The sequence below is a fragment of the Pedococcus badiiscoriae genome (genome assembly GCF_013408925.1).
Taxonomy (GTDB): domain Bacteria; phylum Actinomycetota; class Actinomycetes; order Actinomycetales; family Dermatophilaceae; genus Pedococcus; species Pedococcus badiiscoriae.
On sequence record NZ_JACCAB010000001.1, the window covers coordinates 358221 to 380137 of the forward strand.

Here is a 21917-nt window from a genome sequence, read left to right on the forward strand (position 1 = left end):
CCGGTCCACGACGACTCCTCAGGCTGGCGTGACGGTGATCGGGATGCCGTTCAGGGCGGCTGTTCCCGTGAGGGCGTCGACGAACAGGTCGTCGGCGAGGACGTTGCTGTTGACCCCGGCATGCTCGGCGGCGACCGTCGTCCGCGCTCCCGAGCTGGTGTGGCCCCAGCCGTGCGGGATGCTCACGACGCCCGGCCGCACGGCATCGGTGACCTGCACCGGCACGGTGACCACGCCCGTACGGGAGCGGACGACCGCGGAGTCGCCGTCGCGCAGCCCGATGCGCGCGGCGTCGTCGGGGTGCACGTGGGCGGTGCAGGTGTTGGCGCCCCGCACCAAGGGCGTCAGGTTGTGCATCCAGGAGTTGTTGGAGCTGAGCTGACGCCGCCCGATGAGCACCAGGCCATCAGCCGGGGTGGTGGCCAGCACGGCGACCAGGCGTGGGACGTCGGCCGTGATGGCCGGCGGGGTCAGCTCGATCGTGCCGCTGGCGGTGCGCAGCACGGCGGGGACGCGTGGCGCGAGGGGCCCGAGGTCGAGCCCGTGGGGTGAGGCTTCGAGGTCGGCAAGGGTGAGGTCGTAGGGACCACCGCGCAGCATGAGGTCGAGCAGCCGCGCCGGTCCGCGGCGAGGCGCACTGACCGACGGGTCGAGCTGGTAGCGGGTGGCTGTCTGCGCAGCCAGGAGGTTGTCCAGCGCCTCGGTGTCGGCCCGGGGCCCCTGCCCTGCTGCGATCCCCGCCAGCCGCAGCAACGTCTGCCACTCCTGCGGCAGGTCGGTCTCGAGCGGCGCCGGCGTCCAGTTGGCCACATTGCGCACGGACAGCTGCGTGAACGTCAGGTCGAAGTGGTCGCGCTCGAGCGGGGTCGGTCCCGGGAGGATGACGTCGGCATGCTCGCTCGTCTCGTTGAGGTAGACGTCCAGGGAGAGCATGAAGTCGAGGGTCTGCACCGCCTCGCGGAGCCGGTCGGCGTGCGGGGTGCTCAGGCAGGGGTTGCCTCCGACGACCACGAGGGCACGCACCTGGCCGGGACCGGGCGTGAGGATCTCCTCCGCCAGGGTCGCGACGGGCAGCTCCCCCATCACCTCCGGGAGCTGTCGCACCCGGCTGTGCCACCTGCCGTGCCGCCAACCCTTGCTCGTCGGACTGCCTTGCCGCACAGTGCTGTTCGCCTGACCCGCGGCAGCCAGCGGGAACATGGCGCCACCGGGGCGGTCGAGGTTGCCGGTGATGACGTTGAGGACGTCGACCAGCCAGCTCGCGAGGGTGCCGAACTCCTGCGTGGTCGTGCCGATGCGTCCGTAGACGGCGGCGCTCGGGGCGGTCGCGAGCTCGCGAGCCATCCGCTCGATCTCGGTGGCGCCGATGCCGGTGTGGTCGGCAACGGCCACCGGGGTGAACGGGGCAGCCAGTCCCGGCAGGGCGTCGAGCCCCGACACGTGGTCGGCGAGGCGGCCTAGGTCGGCCAGACCCTCGCGCAGGATGACGTTGACCAGCGCGAAGAGCAGGAGCGCGTCGGTGCCCGGCCTGATGGCGTGGTGCTCGTCGGCCACCTCTGCCGTCCGGGTGCGGCGCGGGTCGACCACGACGACCTTGCCGCCCCGCTCGCGGATGGCCTTGAGCCGACCCCTGGCGTCGGGGACCGTCATCAGGGACCCGTTGGACACCAACGGGTTCGCCCCCAGGAGCAACAGGTGCTGGGTGCGGTCGAGGTCTGGCACCGGGATGCTCAGCGGGTCGCCGAACAGGTAGCCGGACGAGTAGTGCTTCGGCAGCTGGTCGACGCTGCCGGCCGTGTAGAGGTTGTGCGTCCCCACGGCCTTGTAGAGGGCCCGGCCGTAGAGCGTCACCCCGAGGTTGTGCGACGACGGGTTGCCCAGGTAGAACGCGACCGCGTCAGCGCCGTGCTCGGCGATGATCGGCACGAGCCGTCGGTCGACCTCCTCGAAGGCCTCGTCCCAGCTCGCCTCCTCCCATCGCCCCTGACGCTTGACCATCGGGCCTCGCAGCCGGTCGGGATCCTCGTGCAGCGCCTTGAGCGAGGCGCCCTTGGGGCAGATGAACCCGTGCGAGAACGCATCCTGGTCGTCGCCACGCACCGACGTCACGGTTTCGCCGTCGAGGGTGACGGCCAGGCCGCACGTCGCCTCGCACAAGGGACAGGTCAGGTATGCCGTGCTCACAGGGCGTGCTCACCCAGCCAGGTGGTGATCCGCTCCCTGACCTGCTCGGGCACCTCGAGCTGGGGGGTGTGGCCCACCCCGGGCAGGAACATCGTCTCCCAGGACGGGTTGTCCGCGGCCACGGCCCGCGCGGCCGCGACGGGTACCAGCCGGTCCAGCTCTCCGTGCACCAGCAGGACCGGCTTGTCGATGCTGCGCATGGTCGACCGGTAGCGGCGCGGGACGGCCAGCACCTTCATCAGGGACCGCGCGGCACCGAGGAACGCCGCCTCCTGCCCGGGCACCGTGCGGCGGTGGGTCGCCAGCACGACTCCCGCGTCGACGACGGCCGGGTCGGCCAGGCTCGGGTCGGCGAAGCACAGGTTGACGACGCTCTGGACCCGTTGCCGGTCACTGGTCCGCCTGGTCATCAGCTCCATGTACCGCTCACCGACGAACGGGGTCGCGTAGACGAGGAAGGTGGCGCTGACGGCGAGGTCCGGCCGCTGGCGCGGCACCGGGATCGACGGGTCGATGAGGACCAGCCCCTCGACCAGCTCGGGATGGGCGGCCGCCATCAGCAGGGACACCATGCCCCCCATGGAGTTCCCGACGAGGACCGCGGGCCGGCCCACGACCTCCCTGACGAACCGCGCCAGGAGGTCCGCGTTCGCGTGCACCGAGGTGGACCTGTGGGTGCCCGGCGTGAGCCCGAACCCCGCTTGGTCGATCGCGTACACGTGGTGGCGTCGGGACAGCTCCGGCGCGATCCCGACCCAGTTGAGGTGCGACCCCCCGAGGCCGTGGACCATGACGATCGGCACTGCCGCGGCGCCGTCCTCGGACCCGTCGGGTCCGCCGTAGTCCACCCAGTGCACCGGCCCGCCGAGGTCGACGACCCAGCCCGCCCCGCCCCACGGCTCGGCCAGCTGCAGGCTCGCCGGCCGGGATGTCGTCTGTGCAGTCACCTGAGCCTCACCGTCCGCACCGCCTCACGTCCGGAGCTCGGCGGGCGCCGCGCGAGGTGAAAGAGTTGGGTCATCACGCAGCATACGGTGAGGCATGGCCAACCAGGCCAACCGTTGAGGACGCCAGGAAATGGCGGGTGGTCAGCTTTGGGTAGACCCGTCCCTACCGAACGAGTCTGACGGGAGCGCCCTCAAGATTGGCGGTCCACGATGTCGTATCGCTCGGTTGGTTTCCCGCTCCGTAGGCGTACTGCAACTTGAACCAACATTGGGTGGGATCGGTGTCGTCGCAGCTGTACCCGGCGGGAATGGGAACCGCGATCGTCTCCCACTTGCCATTGAAGCTGGAGTTGGCGGTGATGGAGCAGCTGCTCAGCGCCCCCGTGGCCGGGCCGGTTCCGGTGCATCCGCTCAGAGACGCACCCGACGGCGGCAGGATGGTGATGGCGCCGCTGCCGGTGGAGTCTCCGATGTCGAAGAGCTTGACGAGCAGGACGCTTCCTCCGGAGCCATTGGGGATTCTGGCGAGGTGGAAAAGCGTGGTCGCACTGGGCAGGTTGGCGTAGATGGCCATCTTCTGGAAGCCGGCGATCGAGATCGCGTCCTTGGCCGAGACGTCACTGCTGGAGTAGGCGCGTAGACCGAAACGGTTGTGCCCGGCGGCCCCGTCGGTGCCAAGCCCATTGGTGTTCACCTGGATCATGTACGTCCCGGCCGGGGCGTACCCCACGCTGCACAGCGTCACCCATTGACGAAATACCGGGGCGATGCTGGCCGGCACCGGGTTGAGGCTTCCGCTGTATCCCGCGTACTGGTTGGTGCATCCGCCGATTGCCCGGGTAGCTGTTCGGATCCCACGGATTCGAGGTGGACACCGGTTGGCGGACGGTGAACTTGGTCGTGACATCTCCGGTCCCGCCGTACCGGATGTCTCCGGTGCAGTAGGGGCTGTTCGCGCCGGGTGCGTATCTGGTCCCGGCGGCTCCGGTGAGGGAGCCGTTGTCACACAGGTCCCCGACGGCGATCAGGGCAGGGTCAAACGCCTGGAACGTCAGGTTGGCCACGGGCCGGGACAGGGTCACGGTGTAGAAGTACCCGTTGGGGTCATAGTCGGTGTTCGTCGATCCGCTGCAGCCGTCACTGCCGGGGCAACCGCCGTCCTGGTAGGCGTCGCCGTAGCTCTTGGCGGAGGCGAGGCTGCCGACGTTGGCCCAGAACTGACCGGTATTGGCGCAGTTGCTGCTGCGGACGGTCGTGGATTCGGGGTCGTTTCCGAACTCGTTGCAGGGGCTGCCCATCGGCACAGGGCCCTGGTAGTCGGCTACAGCCGTCTTGGTGATCGTCGTCTGGGGCAGCCCCAAGATCGGGCCGAAGAAGCTGTCGACGGTCTTGCTGATGGTGACCCTGAGCCGGGTCGGAGACCCATCCAGTTCGGGCTTGACCGACACCGTGTTGAGACCGTTGGTGAAGTCGTTCCGGGCCGTGAAGGTTTGAGCAGTCGAGTAGGCGAGCGCCTGGTTCGATGGCAGATTCGGGACCCCGGCCAGTGCGGCCGCGTCGGCGGCCCGCTGCTCCTGCAGCCCGACGAGGTACCAATGACCGACATCGATGGTGAAGGCGCAACAAGCAAGCAGGACAAAGCTGAGGATTGCGACAAGCACGCCGACATAGCCGTCCTCGCGGCGGCGGCGGTTGCGACGCTTGGCCATTACCGGCACCCACTGGTCACAGGCACCGGCTCCAGGGACATCACGGTGTTCGTTCAGGGTGAGGGTCTGGAAGAGAATCCCTGTGATGGCCTGGTGCTTCACCTCGAGGTAGACCCCGATGGCATCATGTTGGGGGTCACCGGCGCAGGCATTCTGGGTTGTGTACGCCCACGTGTTGGTCACCTGGACGAAGCTCTGGGTGCCGGCGTCCCAGCGGAATGTCACGCACGTGCTGCAACTCGCGAATGAACCGCCTCCCCCCACCGGGAACCCCTGGGCATCTGCCTTGTAGACCCACAGTTTCTGTATCGAAGCAGGGTTCAGCGCGGTGGAACTGGTCGCGACCTGATTCGCGGCGTCTTGCGCGAAAGAGGCGTTCCGGGCTCGGCCGAGGCGGTACGGGCCCCGGCTCGAACCGACGTCGAAACAGTCAGGGTGTCCTTGAACACCATGCCGAACTCCATGATGCCGAACACGATCAGGAGAATCAGTGGCGTGACGATTGCGGCCTCGACGGCGGCGGCCCCTCGATCGGGATGCCGGTGCGCGCTGGCGTGCCGACAGTCCGGCGTCCTCACAGGCAGTACCAACCCTTCCGATCGGAACCGCCTTCCCATCGGAGAAACCCACATCTCTCGGCCAGTCCGCCTACGACCTTCGCCTCCCCTCGCGACAAGTCTCAGTTGACGGCCCGACTGAGACGGTTTCGCAAATTCGCCCGCCACTCCCCCGAACGTGCTAGCCGGAATCTGCGTTTCAACGCCGGTAGCACCCGCTGGGGTTCGGCGAGGACATGTTTCTGTGGGCCAAGTACGGGAGACCTTCGGTGTTGGCACCTGTATGCGATCTCTTCCGTCCGATACGCCGGCGGGAAAGCGCTCAGGGTCGGCGATACCCCCTCTCGCTGTCACCGTGACCTGTGAGGGAGAGTGGGACGCATGCCGAACCGTCTGGCCGACTCGACCTCGCCGTACCTGTTGCAGCACAAGGACAACCCGGTCGACTGGTGGCCCTGGTGTCCGGAGGCCTTCGCCGAGGCGCGCGAGCGTGACGTCCCCGTCCTGCTGAGCGTCGGGTATGCCGCGTGCCACTGGTGTCATGTGATGGCCCACGAGTCCTTCGAGGACGATGAGGTGGCGCGAGTGCTCAACGCGGGTTTCGTTGCGGTGAAAGTGGATCGCGAGGAGCGACCGGACATCGACGCGGTGTACATGGCGGCCACGACGGCCCTGACCGGCCACGGCGGCTGGCCGATGACCTGCCTGCTCACTCCCGACGGCGACCCGTTCTTCGCCGGCACCTACTTCCCGAAGGCACAGTTCCTGCAGCTCCTGGCCGGCGCCACCGACGCCTGGACCACCCAGCGCGCCCGCGTCCTCGACAGCGGCGCCCACATCGCCTCGCGGTTGCGGGAGCTGTCCGACGCCGGCGGTGGACAGGTCCTCGACGCCGACGCCCTCGACGCGGCCGTGCTGCAGCTGCGCGGCCAGTTCGACCATGGCGCGGCGGGCTTCGGCGGAGCGCCGAAGTTCCCGCCCTCGATGGTGCTGGAGTTCCTGCTGCGACACCACGCCCGGACCGGCTCCGAGGACGCCCTGGCCATGGCTGCCAGCACCTGCGAGGTGATGGCACGGGGCGGCATCTACGACCAGCTTGCGGGTGGCTTCGCGCGGTACTCGGTCGACGCACGCTGGGTGGTGCCGCACTTCGAGAAGATGCTCTACGACAACGCCCAGCTGCTGCGGCTCTACACGCACCTGCACCGGACCACCGGCGACCCCCTCGCTCGACGGGTGGCGCTGGAGACGGCCGAGTTCCTGCTGCGCGACCTGCGCACCGACGAGGGCGGCTTCGCCTCGGCGCTCGACGCCGACACCGACGGGGTCGAGGGCCTCACCTACGCCTGGACCCCGGCCCAGCTCGTCGAAGTGCTCGGCGAGGACGACGGCCGACGGGCCGCCTCCCTGCTGTCGGTCACGGACGCGGGCACCTTCGAGCACGGGTCATCGACGCTCCAACTGCTCACCGACCCCGAGGACGACGCCTGGTGGGCGGTCACCCGCGAGCGCCTCTTCGAGGCCCGGAAGCTGCGTCCGCAGCCCGGTTGCGACGACAAGGTCGTCACGTCGTGGAACGGCCTGGCCATCGCCGGGCTGGCCGACGCCGGCACCCTGCTCGAGCGCCCCGACCTCGTCGACGCAGCCGTGCGCTGCGCCGAGTTCGTCACCGCCACCCACGTCGTGGACGGGCGTCTCCGCCGCACGTCGCGGGGCGGCGTGGTCGGCACCGCGGCCGGGGTCGCCGACGACTACGGCAACCTCGCAGAGGGGCTGCTCGCCCTTCACCAGGCCACCGGCGATGCCACCTGGCTTGGGGCGGCCCGCGGCCTGCTCACCACCGCGGTCGAGCGGTTCTCGGCCGACGACGGCGGGTTCCACGACACGAGCGACGACGCCGAGGTCCTGTTCACCCGCCCACGAAGCCCAGCCGACAACGCGGAGCCGTCCGGGCAGTCGGCCCTGGCCGGCGCCCTGCTCACCTGCTCGGCACTCACCGGCGACCCGGGGCTGCGCGATCGGGCCGACGCGGCCCTGGCCGTGGCGGGACGGCTCGCCGTGCGCGACCCGCGCTTCGCCGGCTGGACGCTGTCGGTGGCCGAGGCGGCGCTCTGCGGCCCCCTGCAGGTAGCCGTCGTCGGGACCGGGGCAGACGCCGACGCCCTGGCCGAGACCGCGCGTCGCTCGGCCTCACCCGGCCTGGTCGTGGTGCAGGGCGCACCCGACGCAGCGGGCCACCCGCTGCTCGCGCAGCGGCCTCTGGTCGACGGCCACGCCGCGGCATACGTGTGCCGGGGATTCGTGTGCGACGCGCCGGTGACGGACGTCGCCGCGCTCACCGCCGCGTTGGCTCGCTGACGAGCTCCGCCAGCGAGGCCGCGTCCCAGGCGGGAGCGATCCCCGGTCGCCCGAGCAGGTAGGTCACCAGCGCCTCGTCCGAGAGGTGGTGCGCCTCGCGCAGGCCGGCGACGATCGCCCGCAGGTAGGCGGCGGTGGGTGAGCTGCGTTGCAGCGCAGCCAGGTTCGGCGTCGTGAAGGTGAGGACCGGAGCCCCCTCGAGCTCGCCGACGAGGTGGAGCGACTCATAGCGCCCGGGGCCGAGCCGGTGCCGGGCCTCGTGCAGGACCTGGGTGAGGTCGAGATCGACCCCGGGCGCGCGATGCATCTCCTGGGCCGCGACGTCAGCGAACTGCTGCTCGGTCACGAGGTAGGCCCGCGCGAGGGTCACGCCCGGTGTGTCCGCGTCGTAGAAGGCCACTCCGCCGCCCCACGTGGGCGAGTCCCAGGCGAAGACCATCTCCCCGGGCAGGGTGAGTGCCCGGTCGTCCTGTGGTGGACTCTGGTCTCGGGCGCCCGGGTACGTGCGGCTCGCCCCCTCGGGCCGGCCGCCCGTCAGGTAGCACAGGAAACGGGAACGGGACAGGTTGCTGCCGTAGCCCGCGTACCAGACCTGCACGCCCACCACTGTTTCATGCCACCCCGCGTCGCCCCACCGCCGGACCGTCCCCCGCGCCGTCTCCCCGCCGTGTGCCGCCACGCCTCAGTTCAGCAACGCCTCAGAGCAGCAACGAGCGGTATGCCGGCTCCGCGGCTTCCAGCGCGCGCTCCCCCGCCAGCGGGTCCACGAACAGGGCAGTCGCCCAGACGTCGGCCCACAGCAGGCTCGGCCCCCAGACGGTCGCCGAACCGTCGCGGGCGATGACCCTGCCGGTCCGGGGGTCCACGATGTGCGCCCCCCGGGCGGCCGTGCCGGAGGTCGCCAACCCACCGCTGCGCAGCGGGATCGTCGCGGCGACCTCCCCCGCCTCGCGGGGGTCCTGCACCCCGACCAGCCAGGTGCTCGGTGAGGTCGCGTGGCCGGCGCCGGCGAGGAGGTCTCCTCCGGCGTTGACGCACCAGGAGACTCCCGGCACGTGCCGCAGGTGCATCGCGGCCTGCTCGACGGCCCACCCCTTGACCAGCCCCGTCGGGTCGTAGGCGGCCCCGGTGGCGGCCCTGTCGAACGAGGCGCTGAACAGGCCGTCCGTGCGGCGTTCCGCCTCGGCGCACAGCCGCTCCACCTCGGCGAGCCAAGGATGTGCCTCGGCCGGGTCGAGGTCACCGCGCCGCAGCCGCATCAGGTCGGAGTCCTCGCGCCACGTGCTGAACACCGAGTCGACCCGGCGCAGCACGCCGAACACCTGCTCCACCGCCGTCGCGACCTGCGGATCCTCCAGCCCCGCGTCCGACTGCGCCCGCACGTGGATGGAGACCGGCATACCCATGACCTGTTCGACAAAGGCCCGCCGCGGGGTACTGCTCGCCACGGTCACAGGTGGGCCTTGTCGATCGCCGACTGCAACGACGACAGGTACCCATCGGAGGTCACCGTCGCGCCGGAGACCATGTCGATGTTGGCGCTCTGGTGCTGCACGACCTCCTGGCTGAGGATCGGCAGGGCCACGGAGTTGATCTCCTCGTCCCGGCCGTTGCCACTGGGGTAGACGACTGCCTGGGACGCGGTGATCTTGCCGTTCTTCACGGTGATCTGGACCTGCACCGGGCCCCAGCGGGTCTGCACCGTGTCGCCGGTGTACGTCTTCGCCGCGGCGGTGCTGCCTGAGCTCTTCGTCACCGAGGTGCTGCCCGAAGTGCTTCCGGAGGTCGCGCCCGAGGCGCTTCCGGAGGTGCTTCCGGAGGCGCCGGAGCCGGTGCTCGTCGGCCCGCCGGACGACGTGCCGCCGGCGGCCGGGGCCCGCACGGAGGTGCCGGCGCCCAGCGTCGTCCCCGAGCCCGCGGTCGAGGTGTGGTAGCTGAAGAGCAGCACCAGGGTGGTCAGGGTGGACAACGCCCACAACGTGATTCGTCGCATGGGTGCTCCTAGTACTCGAACCGTTCGAGGTGGACGTTGGCGGCCGGGACCCCACAGTCGAGGGCGGCCTGCCGGGCAGCCTCCATCCAGGCGGGCGCCCCGCAGAGGAAGACATCGCGCTCGGCGACGTCCGGCACCAGCTGGGCCAGCCCGGCCGCGTCGGTCAGGTGCGCGGCCGCGGCCGGCAGCCAGGTGTCGCGTCCTGGCACCCGGTGCCCTTCGACGGTCACGTAGCGGGCGCCCCGGGCAGTCGCGAGCCGGAACATCTCCTCGCCGAGCACGAACTGCTCGGGGGTGCTGGCGCGGTGGATCACCACCACGTCGCCTGGGTCCTGGTCGAGGCCCTCGAGAAGGGCCCGGATCGGCGTGATCCCGATCCCGGCACCCATCAGCAGCACCTTGCGGCGGGTGCGGACTCCGGGGTGCAGACGGCCGTACGGCCCCTCGACGAGGACCCGCGTCCCCGGCTGCAGACTGGCAAGGCGCTGCGTGCCGTCCCCGACATGCGCCGCAGTCACCCGCAGGTGGCGTCCGTCCGGGGCCGCCGACAGCGAGTACGGGTTGGCCCGGGTCCAGCCGGGTCCGTCGACGAAGCGCCACTGGAAGAACTGACCGGCTGCGGGGCGCATCCGGGCCACGCCGGGGCCACCGACGACGACCGTGGTCACGCCGGGTGCCTCCTCGTGCACCGCGACGACCCGCAGCGGCGCCCGCAGGGACCGGACCAGGGGCAGCCCCACCCGGAAGACGAGCACGGTCGCGGCGCAGGCGGCATACAGGCCCCACCAGAAGACGGTCGACGCCGTCGAGGCGAGGAACTCCTGCCCGGTCCACAGCTGGTGCGGGAGGGCCAGCCCGGCCCCGAGATAGCCGTAGAGGTGGATGAGGTGCCAGGACTCGTACCGCAGCCGGCGGCGGGCCTTGCGCACCGAGGTGACGACGACCAGGCACAGGGCGACCGTGCCGGCCAGCGCCAGCAGCATCCCGGGGTAGTTCAGGACGAAGTCGACGATGGTGCCCCACAACCCCAGCGGCGAGGCCGCGGCATACCCGAGGGTGATGAGCACGATGTGGGCCCACAGGAGGTTGAAGGACGTGAACCCGACGAGCCGGTGGGTGCGGGCGAGCTCGTCCTGACCCCAGGCCTGTTCGAACCACGGCACCCGGGCCATCAGGAAGACCTGCACGAGCAACAGAGCCGAGGCGACCAGCCCGGTCAGCCGCCCCGTGCTGGTGAGGGCGCCCGAGAGCGAGCCGAGATCCTGGATGCCGCCGTGCTGCACCCACAGGGCGGTGACCCACAGCAGCACCAGCCAGAACGCGCTGAGCGACGCATCGCGCCACCAGCGGGGCACGACGCGGACGGGGCGCCTGACGGCACGACGCTCATCGGCGCGGCCGGCTTCGCTGCGGTATGCCGCGTGCGCGGCGTCTGTGCGGCGCGGCACCGCGTGGGGCGGCAGGTCGGTGGTGGTCACGTCGGAAACTCTGGCTCGCCAGTCTGGGTGTTTGCTGTGCATCGGCCATGACCGTTTCGTGAGTCCCCCCCAACGGCGCGGAAGTCAGCGGGTGGCGGGTTTCGCCACGATCCGGCCGTCGACCAGCACCAGGTCCGCCGCCTCGTGGCCGCCGACGACCAGCCGGGCATTGGCCTCGTCGGACCGGTCGACCCAGGCCGTCGCCTCCTGCGGCGGACGTCCGCTCTCCACGTGACGGTCGATGAGGCGACGGCGGCGTTCGTCGCCGGGCAAGGCACAGAACCACACCTCGTCGAGCAGTCCCCGCACCGGACGCCACGCCGGGTCGTCGAGCAGCAGGTAGTTGCCCTCGGTCACGACCAGGTCCGCTCCGGAGCCGACCTCGATGGCCTCGGCCTCGGGCTCCCCCACCCCGTGGTCGAACGCCGGAGCCCGCACCACCGCGCGCGGCGAGGCACGGACGGCGGCGAGCACCGCGGCATAGGCCTCGACGTCGAAGGTGTCAGGCGCTCCCTTGCGACCCAGCCGACCCAGGCGCTGGAGCTCGGCGCCGGGGAGGTGGAAGCCGTCCATCGGCACGTGCGCGACGCGGCCGGCCAGCCGGGGGTCGGCGGCGGCCGCGCGCAGCAGCGTCGCGACCAGGGTCGTCTTGCCCGCGCCGGGTGGCCCCGCGATGCCGAGGACCCGACGGCGGCCGGCGGAGGCCTCCGACACGAGGCGCGCGCACCGCTCCAGGAGGATCACCAGCGACGGCACTGATGGCACAGCAGGCGGCGCCGGTCCCAGCGGCGCTGGAGGTGCAGACGGCGCTGGGAGGTCCGGATCGCCCATGCGTCCCACCGTAGGTCAGCTCCACCAGCCGAGCACCGAGCCACCGATCCTCACGATGAAGGCGACGAGCACGACGACGAAGACCACGCGGACGAACCTGCTGCCCCGTGCCACGGCGGTCCGGGCCCCGACATATCCACCCGCGATGTTGGCCACGGCCATCACGAGCCCGATCTTCCACATCACATGGCCACCGGGGACGAAGACGGTCAGCGCCCCGAGGTTGGTGGCGAAGTTCGCGATCTTGGCCTTGGCGCTCGCCTCGAGGAAGGCGTACCCCATCAGCCCGACGAGCGCGAAGACGAGGAACGATCCGGTGCCCGGCCCGAGGGCCCCGTCGTAGACCCCGATGGCGAACCCGGTCAGCATCGCCACGAAGGTGTGGCGGTGGCCGTCGAAGCGCAGCGCGGTCTCGTGGCCGAGGGAGGGCCTGGCGACGGTGTAGGCGCCCACGACGAGCAGCATCACGAGGATGATCGGGTTGAACGCACTCTTGGGGATGTGCAGCCCGAGCAGGGCACCGCCCACCGCCCCGAGGTAGGCCACGGCGGCCATCGGCAGGGCGGTGCGCAGGTCGGGACGCACCCTGCGCCAGTAGGTCACCGCGCTCGTCGTCGTGCCGAAGATCGAGGCGATCTTGTTGGTGGCGAGCAGCTGCGCGGGAGCCGCCCCGGGGAAGCCGAGCAGCAGGGCGGGCAGCTGCACCAGCCCTCCCCCGCCCACGACTGCGTCGACCCAGCCGGCGCCGAACCCCGCGAGCACCATCAGCAGGACCGTGGTCGGGTCGAGGTGGGGCACCTACCTGCCCAGCCAGCCGTCGACGATCGCGAGGACGTCGAGCAGCTCGTGGGCCTGTGCGTCAGGGGTCACGTCGACGGGCACCACCTGGGACGCCGGGATGTCGCTGTGCGGCACCCAGATCGCGCGCATGCCGATCTGCTGCGGGCCGTGGACGTCCTCGTACAAGCGGTCGCCGACGTAGACGGCCTCCTGGGGCTGCACGCCGACGGCCGCGCAGGCCGCGCGGAAGGCGTCCGGGTGCGGCTTCACCACGTGGATCTCCGAGGAGTACACGTCGCCGTCCACGAGGTCGAGGACGCCGTCGCGCTGGAACACCTCCCGGTGGTACTCACGGCTCCAGATCGTGTTGGAGAGCACCCCGACCTTGAGCCCTCGGTCGTGCAGCCCCTCCCACAGCGGGCGGACCTGCGGGTCGGTGTGCGTGTGCGGCTCCCAGAACCGCCGGTATGCCGCGAGCGCGAGCAGGTGCCGGTCGTGGTCCGGGTCGACGCCCGCGTCCTCGAGGATCGCCTCGATCGACGCGCTCTCGTGGCTGTCCCTCCCCCGGGCCCAGGCGCGCTCCTCGGCAGCGTGGATCCGCAGCGCCAGCGAGTCCGCCTCGGCGAGGTCGTCGACCGGCATCTGCGGGTCCTCGACGGGCAGGCCGTGGACCTGGCGGGCGAACACCCGCCACTGCTGCGGGAGGTCGACGTCGTGCCAGGGGGTCAGCGTCCCACCCCAGTCGAAGATGACCGCCCTCAGCGGGGCCGTCGGGGACGCCGCCATCAGGACGCGCTGCCGGGCACCCCGGCGCCGCTGACCTCGCGGACGACCTCGGACACGACGTCCTGCACCGGCACCTCCCGGCGCTCGCCGGTGGCGCGGTCCTTGATCTCGACGACGCCGTGCTCCAGGGACTTGCCGACCACGACGATCGTCGGGACGCCGATCAGCTCGGAGTCCTTGAACTTCACCCCGGGGCTGACCTTCTGGCGGTCGTCGTAGAGCACCGACAGCCCGGCCGCCTCGAGCGCCCGGGTGATCTCCTCGGACTTGGTGAAGACCTCGGGGTCGCGGGTGACGTCCTTGCCGGTGGCCACCACGTGCACGTCGACCGGGCTGATCTCGCGCGGCCAGCGCAGCCCCAGCTCGTCGTGGTTGCCCTCGGCGACGCACGCCACCGCGCGGGACACCCCGACGCCGTAGGAGCCCATGACGACCGTCTGCAGCTTGCCGTTCTGGTCCAGCACCTTGAGGTCGAGCGCCTCGGCGTACTTGGTGCCGAGCTGGAAGATGTGTCCCATCTCGATGCCGCGCGCGGACTCCAGACCGTGGCCACAGCTCGGGCACGCGTCGCCGGGCCGCACGTCCGCGGCCTCGATCGTGCCGTCGGCAGTGAAGTCGCGGCCGGCCACCAGGTCGATGACGTGCTTGCCGGACTCGTCGGCGCCGGTGACCCAGCGGGTGCCCTCGGCCACCCGCGGGTCGAGCAGGTAGCGGATCTTCGAGGCGGACTCCGACCCGAGCGCGCCCGGCCCGATGTACCCCTTGACGAGGGCCGGGTTGGCCGCGAAGTCCTTCTCCTCGAAGGCTTCCACCGCGGCCGGGTCCACCTGCGCGCCGAGCCGCTTCTCGTCGATCTCGCGGTCGCCCGGCACGCCGATGGCCAGCGGCTCACGGGTGCCGTCGGGGTGGACGAGGGTGACGATGACGTTCTTGAGGGTGTCGCCCGCCGCCCAGGGCCGGTCCTCGCGCGGGAAGTGCGCGTTGAGGTGGGCCACCAGCGTCTCGATGGTGGGGGTGTCCGGAGTGGCCTCGACGTGCGCTGCGGGCACGTCGGCATACGGCACGGGGTCCGGGACCGGGACCCGGACGGCCTCGACGTTCGCGGCATACCCGCAGTTCGGGCAGCGGACGTAGGTGTCCTCGCCGTTCTCGGCGGTGGCGAGGAACTCCTCGCTCTTGCTCCCGCCCATGGCGCCGGCCATCGCCTGGACGATGACGTAGTGGAAGCCGAGGCGGTCGAAGATGCGGATGTAGGCGTCGCGGTGCAGCTGGTAGGCCTTGTCGAGGCCGGCGGCGTCGAGGTCGAAGGAGTAGGAGTCCTTCATGACGAACTCGCGGCCGCGCAGCACGCCGGCCCGCGGACGCGCCTCGTCGCGGTACTTGGTCTGGATCTGGTAGATCGCCAGCGGCAGGTCCTTGTAGGACGAGTACATGTCCTTGACCGCGAGCGTGAACATCTCCTCGTGGGTCGGGCCGAGGAGGTAGTCAGCGCCCTTGCGGTCCTGCAGGCGGAAGATGTTGGGGCCGTACTCGGTCCAGCGCCCGCTCGCCTCGAAGGGCTCCTTGGGCAGCAGCGCCGGGAACAGCAGCTCCTGGGCGCCGATCTCGTCCATCTCCTCGCGCACGATGGTCTCGACCTTGCGCAGCACCCGCAGCCCCAGGGGCAGCCAGGTGTAGATGCCCGGGCTCACCCGACGGATGTAGCCCGCCCGCACGAGCAGCCGGTGGCTCGGCACCTCGGCATCGGCCGGGTCCTCGCGAAGGGTTCGCAGGAACAGGGTCGACATGCGCAGGGCCACGTGGCACTCCTCGGTTGGTGGACAACCCCCAGAGGATATCGGTGGGTATGCCGTGGGCTCACCACGGTTTCCACGGCGCCGTGCGCGGGGGTGCGCTCAGGCGCCTCTCGAGAACTTGGCGTCAGCGTCCCGCGGCCCGCAGGGCGGTGCGGATCAACGGGAGCTGCAGTGGCAGCCGGGCCACGGTGCCGGCGAAGGCGGCCCGGGCGGCCGGGGTCGCCCTGCGCTGGGCCCGCTTGCCGTAGTTGGCGCTCATCTGGACGTTGCCGGGCAGGATCGCCAGGAGCAGCCCGGCACTGGCCCAGCCGGCATACCGGCGGGTGCGGGGGTGGAGCAGTCCTGCCGCACAAGCCAGCTCGGCGACCCCGGAGAGGTAGATCAGCTCGCGCCGGCGGGGCAGCGAGTTCGGCACCAGGGGTTCGAACACCTCCGGCTTGACGAGGTGGGTCGTCCCCGAGGTGATGAACAGACCGGCCAGGCCGACGATGTCCTTGGTCAGGGGCGCGACAGAACGGGGCATGGCTCCCATCCTGTCAGTCGCCCGGATGCTCTCGCAGGTACGACAGCCGCGACCGGAGGGCGAGCGCGAACGTCACGCCGCCCACGACGAGCAGGACCAGGCCCACCCAGAGCCAGGTGCGTCCCGCGGCCTCCCGGCCCGGCACGGCGACGAGGAACCCGCCGAACAGGGCCAGCGTGCCCGTGAGCCAGAGCAGCGCGTTCCCTGCGGCGGGGGTGTCCGGGCGCGGTTCGGACTGCAGCGAAGGATCCATGGCAGGGCGGGTCAGAGCAGCACGGTCGAGAAGGTGCCGACGTCCTCGAAGCCGACCCGCGCATACGTGGCCCGGGCGCTCTCGTTGAAGTCGTTGACGTACAACGTGACCCAGCGTGCGCGGGTCTCCATCACCTGCTCGACCACCGAGGCCATCAGCGGCACGGAGAGGCCCTGCCCGCGCAGGTGCGGGGCGAGCCAGACCCCCTGGAGCTGCGCGCAGCCGAGCGCGACGGAGCCGACGTCGGCCTTGAAGATCACCGCGCCGTCCTCGATCGCGACGAACGTGTGGCCACGGTCGATGAGGGCCAACAGCGCGGACCGGTATGCCGCGCCGGAGCCGGAGTAGGGCGGGTACCCGATCTCGCCCTCGAACATGTGGGCAGCCGCGGGCATCACCAGGTCGACCTCGTGCTCGCGGGCCGGGCGCACCCTGGGGTCGAGCTCGATGCCCAGGGCGGAGGGCCGGTCCATGGTGCTCATCAGCGGTTGGCTCGCCCGAACTGCCCGGGCGGGTCCCCACGCCGGCGCGAGCTGTCGCCAGAGCTCGGCCACCTGGTCGGCCGGTCCGAGGATCGACGCACAGTGTCGGCGCCACCGTCGGACCCGGTCGGCGAAGAAGCCCAGCGCCTGCTCGTCGGCCTCGACCGGGACGAGGTTGGCGCTCGACCAGCACAACGCCTCGAGGCTGCCACCGACCTTGTGTCCCAGGACGGTGCCGGGCTGGCTGCTCAGGACGCCTTCGAGCAGGCGAGCGGCCACGAACACGTTCGCCGGCAGGTTCCGCGCGCACACCTCCAACGCGGCGTCGCGGTCCGAGGGCGACAGCGCGTGGACCGGGTTGCGAGTGCGCAGCACCCTGTCAGCCTAGGCCGTGCAGTGGGCCCGGCGCGCAGCATTGCCACGGAACACCCGGTCCGGTCCCGGCCTGGGGCGCCCCGGGGCCCGTCCCCGGCGGTTTGTCGGACGATTCGTCCGGCGGTTTGTCGGGCAGTTTGTCGGCGATGTGTCGGGCGGTTTGTGGACGGCTTGTCGGGCGGCTTGTCGGGCGGCTCCGTGCGCTGAGGCAGGCCGTGGTTTCCGTTGCGCTGCAATGACTTCCGCCCGCTCGCGGGGACGGAGGACTGTCGGTGGTGGCACCTAGAATGGTGGTCATGGGGGAAGGCGTGAGTCTGGCACAGCATCGCGAGCGGATCGCCGCCGCGCGTGAGTCGCTGGGCGCACTCGGCACCGTCCTGTGGCAGGCCGGGTCCGGTGGGTGCGCCGGGGACCACTCCGAGGACCAGCGCGCGGATGGCGGCGGCGGCCTCGCCGGGCTACTGGGAGAGGTCGACGCACTGGGCGGCGCCTGCGATGCCGCTCGGGTGGCCGTCACCGCCGAGGCCCTGGACCGGGGCGAGACGTCGTCCGGGCCCCTGGCGCTGTCGCCGGTCCAGTGGGTTCGCCGACACGCTCCGACCACCCGCGCGGGTGGCGCCGGTCAGGTGGTCGCGTTGGCGCACGCCTTCGCCAAGCCCGTCAACGAGGCGGTCAAGGAGGCCGTCGACGCCGGTCGTCTGCCGGTGAGGTCGGCGGCTGCCGTGGTCGTCGAGGCGGACAAGCTGCGGCCGCTGCTCGCCGATGGCGCCGACGCTCCCGTCGTCGCGGGACTGGTCGACATGGCTGCGGAGCACGGTCCGCGGGGTTGCCGGCTGCTGCGGTCGGCCCTGCTGGCTCGGTATGGGCGCGACGGGGTGCTCCAGGACGAGCAGGACGCCGGCAAGACGTTCGTCTCGCTGTCCCAGCCACACGACTCCCCCGGCGGCATCAGCGAGTACCGCCTGAGCCTCGACGCCGAGGGCCGCGCCGTCCTCGAAGCCGCACTAGGCCCCTTGTCGGCACCCCGGCCGGTGGAGGGCGAGCGCGACCTGCGCAGCTCCGACCGGCGCCGAGGAGACGCCCTGGTGCAGCTCGTGAGGCGGGCGGTCGCCGCCGACGGGACCGTGGGCAAGAACTCGAGCACCACGCTCTTCCTCACGATGGACTGGGAATCCCTGCGCGATGCGGTGGGCGCCGCGACGACGCTGGGCAGCGTGGACTCAGGCAGCCACCTGGCCGCCGAGACGGTGCGCCGGCTGGCCTGCGACGCATCGGTGATCCCCGTCGTCCTCGGCTCGCACGGGGAGGTCCTCGACCTCGGCCGCAACGTCCGCCTGTTCACCCCGGCTCAGACGCGCCGGTTGTGGCTGCGCGACGGTGGGTGCACCTTTCCGGGCTGCGACGCACCCCCATCCTGGACCGACGGGCACCACCTGGTGCACTGGGCCGACTTCGGCTCCTCCGACCTGACCAACGCTGCCCTCCTGTGCGAGCGGCACCACACGATCGCCCACCAGCGACGCCTCGCCGGCCGGGTGGTCCTGAGCCCCGAGGGCGAACGCGTCGTGTGGGACCTCGCTCGAGGCTCCTACGACGAGCTGCTCGCGCTCCGCGCTGCACAGGAACGAGCGTGATCTCGCCCCACACCCCGCCAGGACGGCGGGGTCATCGGCATGTGCTGGGGTGAGTGGCGGCTCGCATCAGCCGACACACCCGCCGCACGCGCAACCGACCGACCGACCGATCGGCACGCTCCACCCGGCGATGCTGGCTACGTTTCCCATCACGGACCCCTGTCCTCGGTCACGAGCCCGGTCTAGCGCTCAGCACCGGTAAAGGGGAACACCGTTCGGGACCGGCGCGCGGTAGTGGCTGCGCATTTTCTCAGGTTGATCGTGCCCTAATAGTGCTCGTGCATTTCCATGACGTTAGAACGCCGCCCTCGCGGTCGGCCATGAGCGCGTGGGAAACCCCCGGCGAACCAGCGCCGCACTCCAGCGGATCACGCTCAACCTGCTGCGGGCCTTCGCCGCACCCCGGGCCGGGCGCGTGCACCCGAGTGTCGCGTCACCCCTATGTGCCGACGACCCAGCTCGCGGCCGAGCTTCCCATGGGCGGCCCGATGCGGTAACCGCCCAACGGTAGCCACCCTGCGGTGGCGTCCCCACGTCGCCGTCAACACCACGAGATCGCACCGTTCTTCGCGGAGGACTGAATGCTCCACCAACACCCCATGAAGTGGCCCCCACGCCGGCCGACCGCGCTGCCGCGACCCTGCCGGCACCAGGAGCGGCCATGTCGCTGATCGGCTGGCCCTTCCTCACGCTGGTTGTCGCGGTGACGGTGGCCGCGTTCGTCGTCGCGGTCGTGCTGTGGCCGGCGATGAGTCGACGATCCGCGGGCAACATCGCGGCACGGATCGGAACGCTCACCCTCGTGTCCGGGCTGGTCCTGATCACGGCGGCGACCCAGCTCAACGCCCAGTTCCTGTTCTTCGCCGACTGGAGCGACCTGCAGGGCGCCCTCAACGGGACCGTCACGAAGACCGCCCTGAGCGGCGGTGCCCGTGCGGCCGAGGCGGCCAAGGGGTCGGCCAGCGGGGCTGCCGCGCCTCTGGGGCCCCTTGTCCGGTCCCTGCCTCCCGGCGGGCGGCAGGACGGCGACGTGATCACCTACTCCGTCAAGGGCCCGCTGAGCGGGATCGTGGGCACTGTCGTGGTCAAGCTGCCACCCGGGTACCTCGACCCGGGCAGCGCCACCACTCGCTATCCGGTCCTGGAGACCTTCCAGGGCTACCCGAGCACCCCTCGTCAGTGGATCCAGACGATGCACCTGGGCGACGTGATGGCGCAGCAGGTGGATGCGAAGCGGATGCGATCGGCACTGATCGTGTCGCCGCAGGTCGAGGTGCCGCCGGGCGTGGACACCGAGTGCGTCAACGGCGGGCAGGGCTCCCCGCAGCTGGAGACGTGGCTGGCCCGGGACGTCCCCGACTGGGTCGCCCGAAGCTTCCGGGTGCCCGCCGACCGCTCCTCCTGGGCGACGATCGGCCTGTCCACCGGCGGGTGGTGCGCCGCCATGGTGGCGATGCTGCACCCCGCCCAGTACGGGGCGGCGATCGTCATGGGCGGCTACTTCCGCCCCGAGTTCAGCCCCCTCTACGAGCCCTACGCGCCGGGAAGCGCCCTTGCGGCCCGGTACAACCTCGTGACACTCGCCGTGCACCACCCCCCGCCCGTCGCCCTCTGGGTGGAAACCTCCCACTCCGACCCGGTCTCCTACTCGTCCACCCGGGCCCTGCTGAAGGCGGCGCGGGCGCCGATCGCGGTGGACGCCGTCGTCCTGCAGCATGCCGGACACCGGATCGGGCTGTGGAAGGGCCTGCTCCCGCAGAGCCTGTCCTGGCTCGGCACCAACCTGAGCGGGTTCCGGCAGACGGCGTGAAATCGCACCGACAAGCCGGAACCGCGCGCAACCAGATCGTGTGTGCGAATACGGGGTCACAGGATTCGCATCGGACCTCTACGAGTTTCGTTGCTACTTCAAGTCAAGGGCGCGCGGACACCTCAGGTTGGTGCGCATGATCCGAGAGACGCGTCCACCAACGAGGAATGCAACCTAGAGCGTGATCTCGCCCCACACCCCCGCCAGGACGGCGGGGTCATCGGCCTGCGCGGGGGTGAGTGGCGGTTCGCGTCAGCCGACGGTGACCGACGGTGCTCCGGCGCTGGCCTCGTCGATGGGCTCGCCCATCTCCTCGGCGATGCGCATGGCCTCCTCGATCAGCGTCTCCACGATCTGGCTCTCGGGCACGGTCTTGACGACCTCGCCCTTGACGAAGATCTGGCCCTTGCCGTTGCCGGAGGCCACCCCGAGGTCGGCCTCGCGGGCCTCCCCGGGACCGTTGACGACGCAGCCCATGACGGCCACCCGCAGCGGGACGGTCATCCCCTCCAGCCCGGCGGTGACCTCGTCGGCGAGCTTGTAGACGTCGACCTGGGCGCGACCGCACGAGGGGCAGGACACGATCTCGAGCTTGCGGGGCTTGAGGTTGAGGGACTGGAGGATCTGGTTGCCGACCTTGACCTCCTCGACCGGAGGAGCCGACAGGGACACCCGGATCGTGTCACCGATGCCCTGGGACAGCAGTGCCCCGAAGGCGGTGGCCGACTTGATGGTGCCCTGGAATGCCGGCCCGGCCTCGGTGACCCCGAGGTGCAACGGCCAGTCGCCCCGCTCGGACAGCATCTCGTAGGCCCTGACCATGACGACCGGGTCATTGTGCTTGACCGAGATCTTGAAGTCGTGGAAGTCGTGCTCCTCGAAGAGCGACGCCTCCCACACGGCCGACTCGACGAGGGCCTCGGCGGTCGCCTTGCCGTACTTCTCCAGGAGGCGCGGGTCGAGCGAACCCGCGTTGACGCCGATCCGGATCGAGACGCCGGCGTCCTTGGCCGCCGCCGCGATCTGCTTGACCTGGTCGTCGAACTTGCGGATGTTGCCCGGGTTGACGCGCACCGCGGCGCAGCCGGCGTCGATCGCGGCGAAGACGTACTTGGGCTGGAAGTGGATGTCCGCGATCACCGGGATCTGCGACTTCCTGGCGATCGCGGGCAGCGCGTCGGCGTCGTCCTGGCTCGGGCAGGCGACGCGCACGATGTCGCAGCCCGAGGCGGTGAGCTCGGCGATCTGCTGCAGGGTGCTGTTGATGTCCGTCGTGGGGGTGGTGCACATCGACTGCACCGAGATGGGGGCGTCGCCGCCGACCTCGACCTTGCCGACCTTGATCTTGCGCGTCTTGCGACGGGGCGCGAGCACGGGCGGGGGCAGGGCCGGCATACCGAGTCCAACTGTCATGCGTCGAG

20 protein-coding genes are annotated in these 21917 nt (G+C 71.1%); 3 read left to right on the plus strand and 17 right to left on the minus strand.

What is annotated here, in order from left to right:
- Positions 1-18 precede the first annotated feature (18 nt).
- The 5 genes from BJ986_RS01685 to BJ986_RS16855 form a co-directional block, all read right to left on the minus strand.
- Positions 19-2184, minus strand: coding sequence for a molybdopterin-dependent oxidoreductase (locus BJ986_RS01685; protein WP_179420427.1), 2166 nt, complete (start codon positions 2182-2184; stop codon positions 19-21).
- Entirely contained in the window at positions 2181-3131 is a 951-nt protein-coding gene (locus BJ986_RS01690; protein WP_179420428.1) for an alpha/beta fold hydrolase, read from the minus strand. Before BJ986_RS01690 ends, BJ986_RS01685 begins: the two co-directional genes overlap by 4 nt.
- Before the next feature lie 163 nt (positions 3132-3294).
- The gene (locus BJ986_RS01695) at positions 3295-3834 is read right to left on the minus strand and encodes a hypothetical protein (protein WP_179420429.1); all 540 of its coding nucleotides are present in this window, start codon (positions 3832-3834) and stop codon (positions 3295-3297) included.
- Positions 3749-5023, minus strand: a complete 1275-nt coding sequence (locus tag BJ986_RS01700) for a pilus assembly protein TadG-related protein (RefSeq protein ID WP_179420430.1) — start codon at positions 5021-5023, stop codon at positions 3749-3751. The genes BJ986_RS01695 and BJ986_RS01700 overlap by 86 nt, the downstream gene beginning before the upstream one ends.
- A 137-nt stretch (positions 5024-5160) precedes the next feature.
- Positions 5161-5472, minus strand: a complete 312-nt coding sequence (locus BJ986_RS16855; protein WP_420372033.1) for a TadE family protein — start codon at positions 5470-5472, stop codon at positions 5161-5163.
- A 306-nt stretch (positions 5473-5778) separates the two neighbouring features.
- On the opposite strand from BJ986_RS16855, the gene BJ986_RS01710 reads away from it, so the two are divergent.
- On the plus strand, positions 5779-7755 hold the full coding sequence (locus BJ986_RS01710) for a thioredoxin domain-containing protein (protein ID WP_179420432.1): 1977 nt from the start codon (positions 5779-5781) through the stop codon (positions 7753-7755).
- On the opposite strand, the gene BJ986_RS01715 is transcribed toward BJ986_RS01710, so the two are convergent.
- From BJ986_RS01715 to BJ986_RS01765, 11 genes are all read right to left on the minus strand, one after another.
- Positions 7733-8353, minus strand: coding sequence for a histone deacetylase (locus tag BJ986_RS01715; RefSeq protein ID WP_179420433.1), 621 nt, complete (start codon positions 8351-8353; stop codon positions 7733-7735). The two genes, BJ986_RS01710 and BJ986_RS01715, sit on opposite strands and share 23 nt — an antisense overlap.
- Before the next feature lie 100 nt (positions 8354-8453).
- Complete coding sequence (locus BJ986_RS01720) at positions 8454-9203, minus strand: FAD:protein FMN transferase (RefSeq protein WP_337794654.1); 750 nt, start codon at positions 9201-9203, stop codon at positions 8454-8456.
- A gap of 2 nt (positions 9204-9205) precedes the next feature.
- Entirely contained in the window at positions 9206-9748 is a 543-nt protein-coding gene (locus BJ986_RS01725; RefSeq protein WP_179420434.1) for an FMN-binding protein, read from the minus strand.
- Between the two features lie 8 nt (positions 9749-9756).
- Positions 9757-11226, minus strand: a complete 1470-nt coding sequence (locus BJ986_RS01730) for a ferredoxin reductase family protein (RefSeq protein WP_337794655.1) — start codon at positions 11224-11226, stop codon at positions 9757-9759.
- Between the two features lie 84 nt (positions 11227-11310).
- The gene (locus BJ986_RS01735; protein WP_337794656.1) at positions 11311-11982 is read right to left on the minus strand and encodes a nucleoside/nucleotide kinase family protein; all 672 of its coding nucleotides are present in this window, start codon (positions 11980-11982) and stop codon (positions 11311-11313) included.
- A gap of 90 nt (positions 11983-12072) precedes the next feature.
- Entirely contained in the window at positions 12073-12822 is a 750-nt protein-coding gene (locus tag BJ986_RS01740; RefSeq protein ID WP_179423376.1) for a TSUP family transporter, read from the minus strand.
- Positions 12823-12855: 33 nt separating this feature from the next.
- A complete protein-coding gene (locus BJ986_RS01745; protein WP_179420437.1) occupies positions 12856-13623 on the minus strand; it encodes an HAD family hydrolase in 768 nt (255 codons plus the stop codon).
- Positions 13623-15422, minus strand: a complete 1800-nt coding sequence (locus BJ986_RS01750; RefSeq protein ID WP_179420438.1) for a proline--tRNA ligase — start codon at positions 15420-15422, stop codon at positions 13623-13625. The genes BJ986_RS01745 and BJ986_RS01750 overlap by 1 nt, the downstream gene beginning before the upstream one ends.
- Positions 15423-15543: 121 nt before the next feature.
- Positions 15544-15942: a DoxX family protein gene (locus tag BJ986_RS01755; protein ID WP_179420439.1), complete on the minus strand. Its 399-nt coding sequence runs from the start codon at positions 15940-15942 to the stop codon at positions 15544-15546.
- Between the two features lie 13 nt (positions 15943-15955).
- Complete coding sequence (locus BJ986_RS01760; protein WP_179420440.1) at positions 15956-16195, minus strand: hypothetical protein; 240 nt, start codon at positions 16193-16195, stop codon at positions 15956-15958.
- Between the two features lie 11 nt (positions 16196-16206).
- Positions 16207-17052, minus strand: coding sequence for a GNAT family N-acetyltransferase (locus BJ986_RS01765; protein WP_179420441.1), 846 nt, complete (start codon positions 17050-17052; stop codon positions 16207-16209).
- A 308-nt stretch (positions 17053-17360) separates the two neighbouring features.
- Here BJ986_RS01765 and BJ986_RS01770 point away from each other — a divergent pair, with 308 nt between their 5' ends.
- Both BJ986_RS01770 and BJ986_RS01775 read left to right on the plus strand, forming a co-directional pair.
- Positions 17361-18686 (plus strand): DUF222 domain-containing protein, encoded by a 1326-nt coding sequence (locus BJ986_RS01770; RefSeq protein ID WP_179420442.1) that lies wholly within the window; start codon positions 17361-17363, stop codon positions 18684-18686.
- Between the two features lie 661 nt (positions 18687-19347).
- Entirely contained in the window at positions 19348-20496 is a 1149-nt protein-coding gene (locus BJ986_RS01775; protein WP_179420443.1) for an alpha/beta hydrolase, read from the plus strand.
- A gap of 252 nt (positions 20497-20748) precedes the next feature.
- On the opposite strand, the gene ispG is transcribed toward BJ986_RS01775, so the two are convergent.
- Positions 20749-21909 carry a flavodoxin-dependent (E)-4-hydroxy-3-methylbut-2-enyl-diphosphate synthase gene (gene ispG / locus BJ986_RS01780; protein WP_179420444.1) on the minus strand — a complete coding sequence of 387 codons (1161 nt, stop codon included), beginning with the start codon at positions 21907-21909 and terminating at the stop codon, positions 20749-20751.
- Positions 21910-21917 lie beyond the last annotated feature (8 nt).

Excerpts from the sequence above, each read along its gene's own strand:
- BJ986_RS01745 (WP_179420437.1), bottom strand. The coding sequence starts at position 13,623 with ATGGCGGCGTCCCCGACGGCCCCGCTGAGGGCGGTCATCTTCGACTGG.
- BJ986_RS01710 (WP_179420432.1), top strand. The coding sequence starts at position 5,779 with ATGCCGAACCGTCTGGCCGACTCGACCTCGCCGTACCTGTTGCAGCAC.
- BJ986_RS16855 (WP_420372033.1), bottom strand. The coding sequence starts at position 5,472 with ATGTGGGTTTCTCCGATGGGAAGGCGGTTCCGATCGGAAGGGTTGGTA.
- BJ986_RS01695 (WP_179420429.1), bottom strand. The coding sequence starts at position 3,834 with ATGATCCAGGTGAACACCAATGGGCTTGGCACCGACGGGGCCGCCGGG.
- BJ986_RS01755 (WP_179420439.1), bottom strand. The coding sequence starts at position 15,942 with ATGCCCCGTTCTGTCGCGCCCCTGACCAAGGACATCGTCGGCCTGGCC.
- BJ986_RS01775 (WP_179420443.1), top strand. The coding sequence starts at position 19,348 with ATGTCGCTGATCGGCTGGCCCTTCCTCACGCTGGTTGTCGCGGTGACG.
- ispG (WP_179420444.1), bottom strand. The coding sequence starts at position 21,909 with ATGACAGTTGGACTCGGTATGCCGGCCCTGCCCCCGCCCGTGCTCGCG.
- BJ986_RS01760 (WP_179420440.1), bottom strand. The coding sequence starts at position 16,195 with ATGGATCCTTCGCTGCAGTCCGAACCGCGCCCGGACACCCCCGCCGCA.
- BJ986_RS01725 (WP_179420434.1), bottom strand. The coding sequence starts at position 9,748 with ATGCGACGAATCACGTTGTGGGCGTTGTCCACCCTGACCACCCTGGTG.
- BJ986_RS01740 (WP_179423376.1), bottom strand. The coding sequence starts at position 12,822 with ATGGTGCTCGCGGGGTTCGGCGCCGGCTGGGTCGACGCAGTCGTGGGC.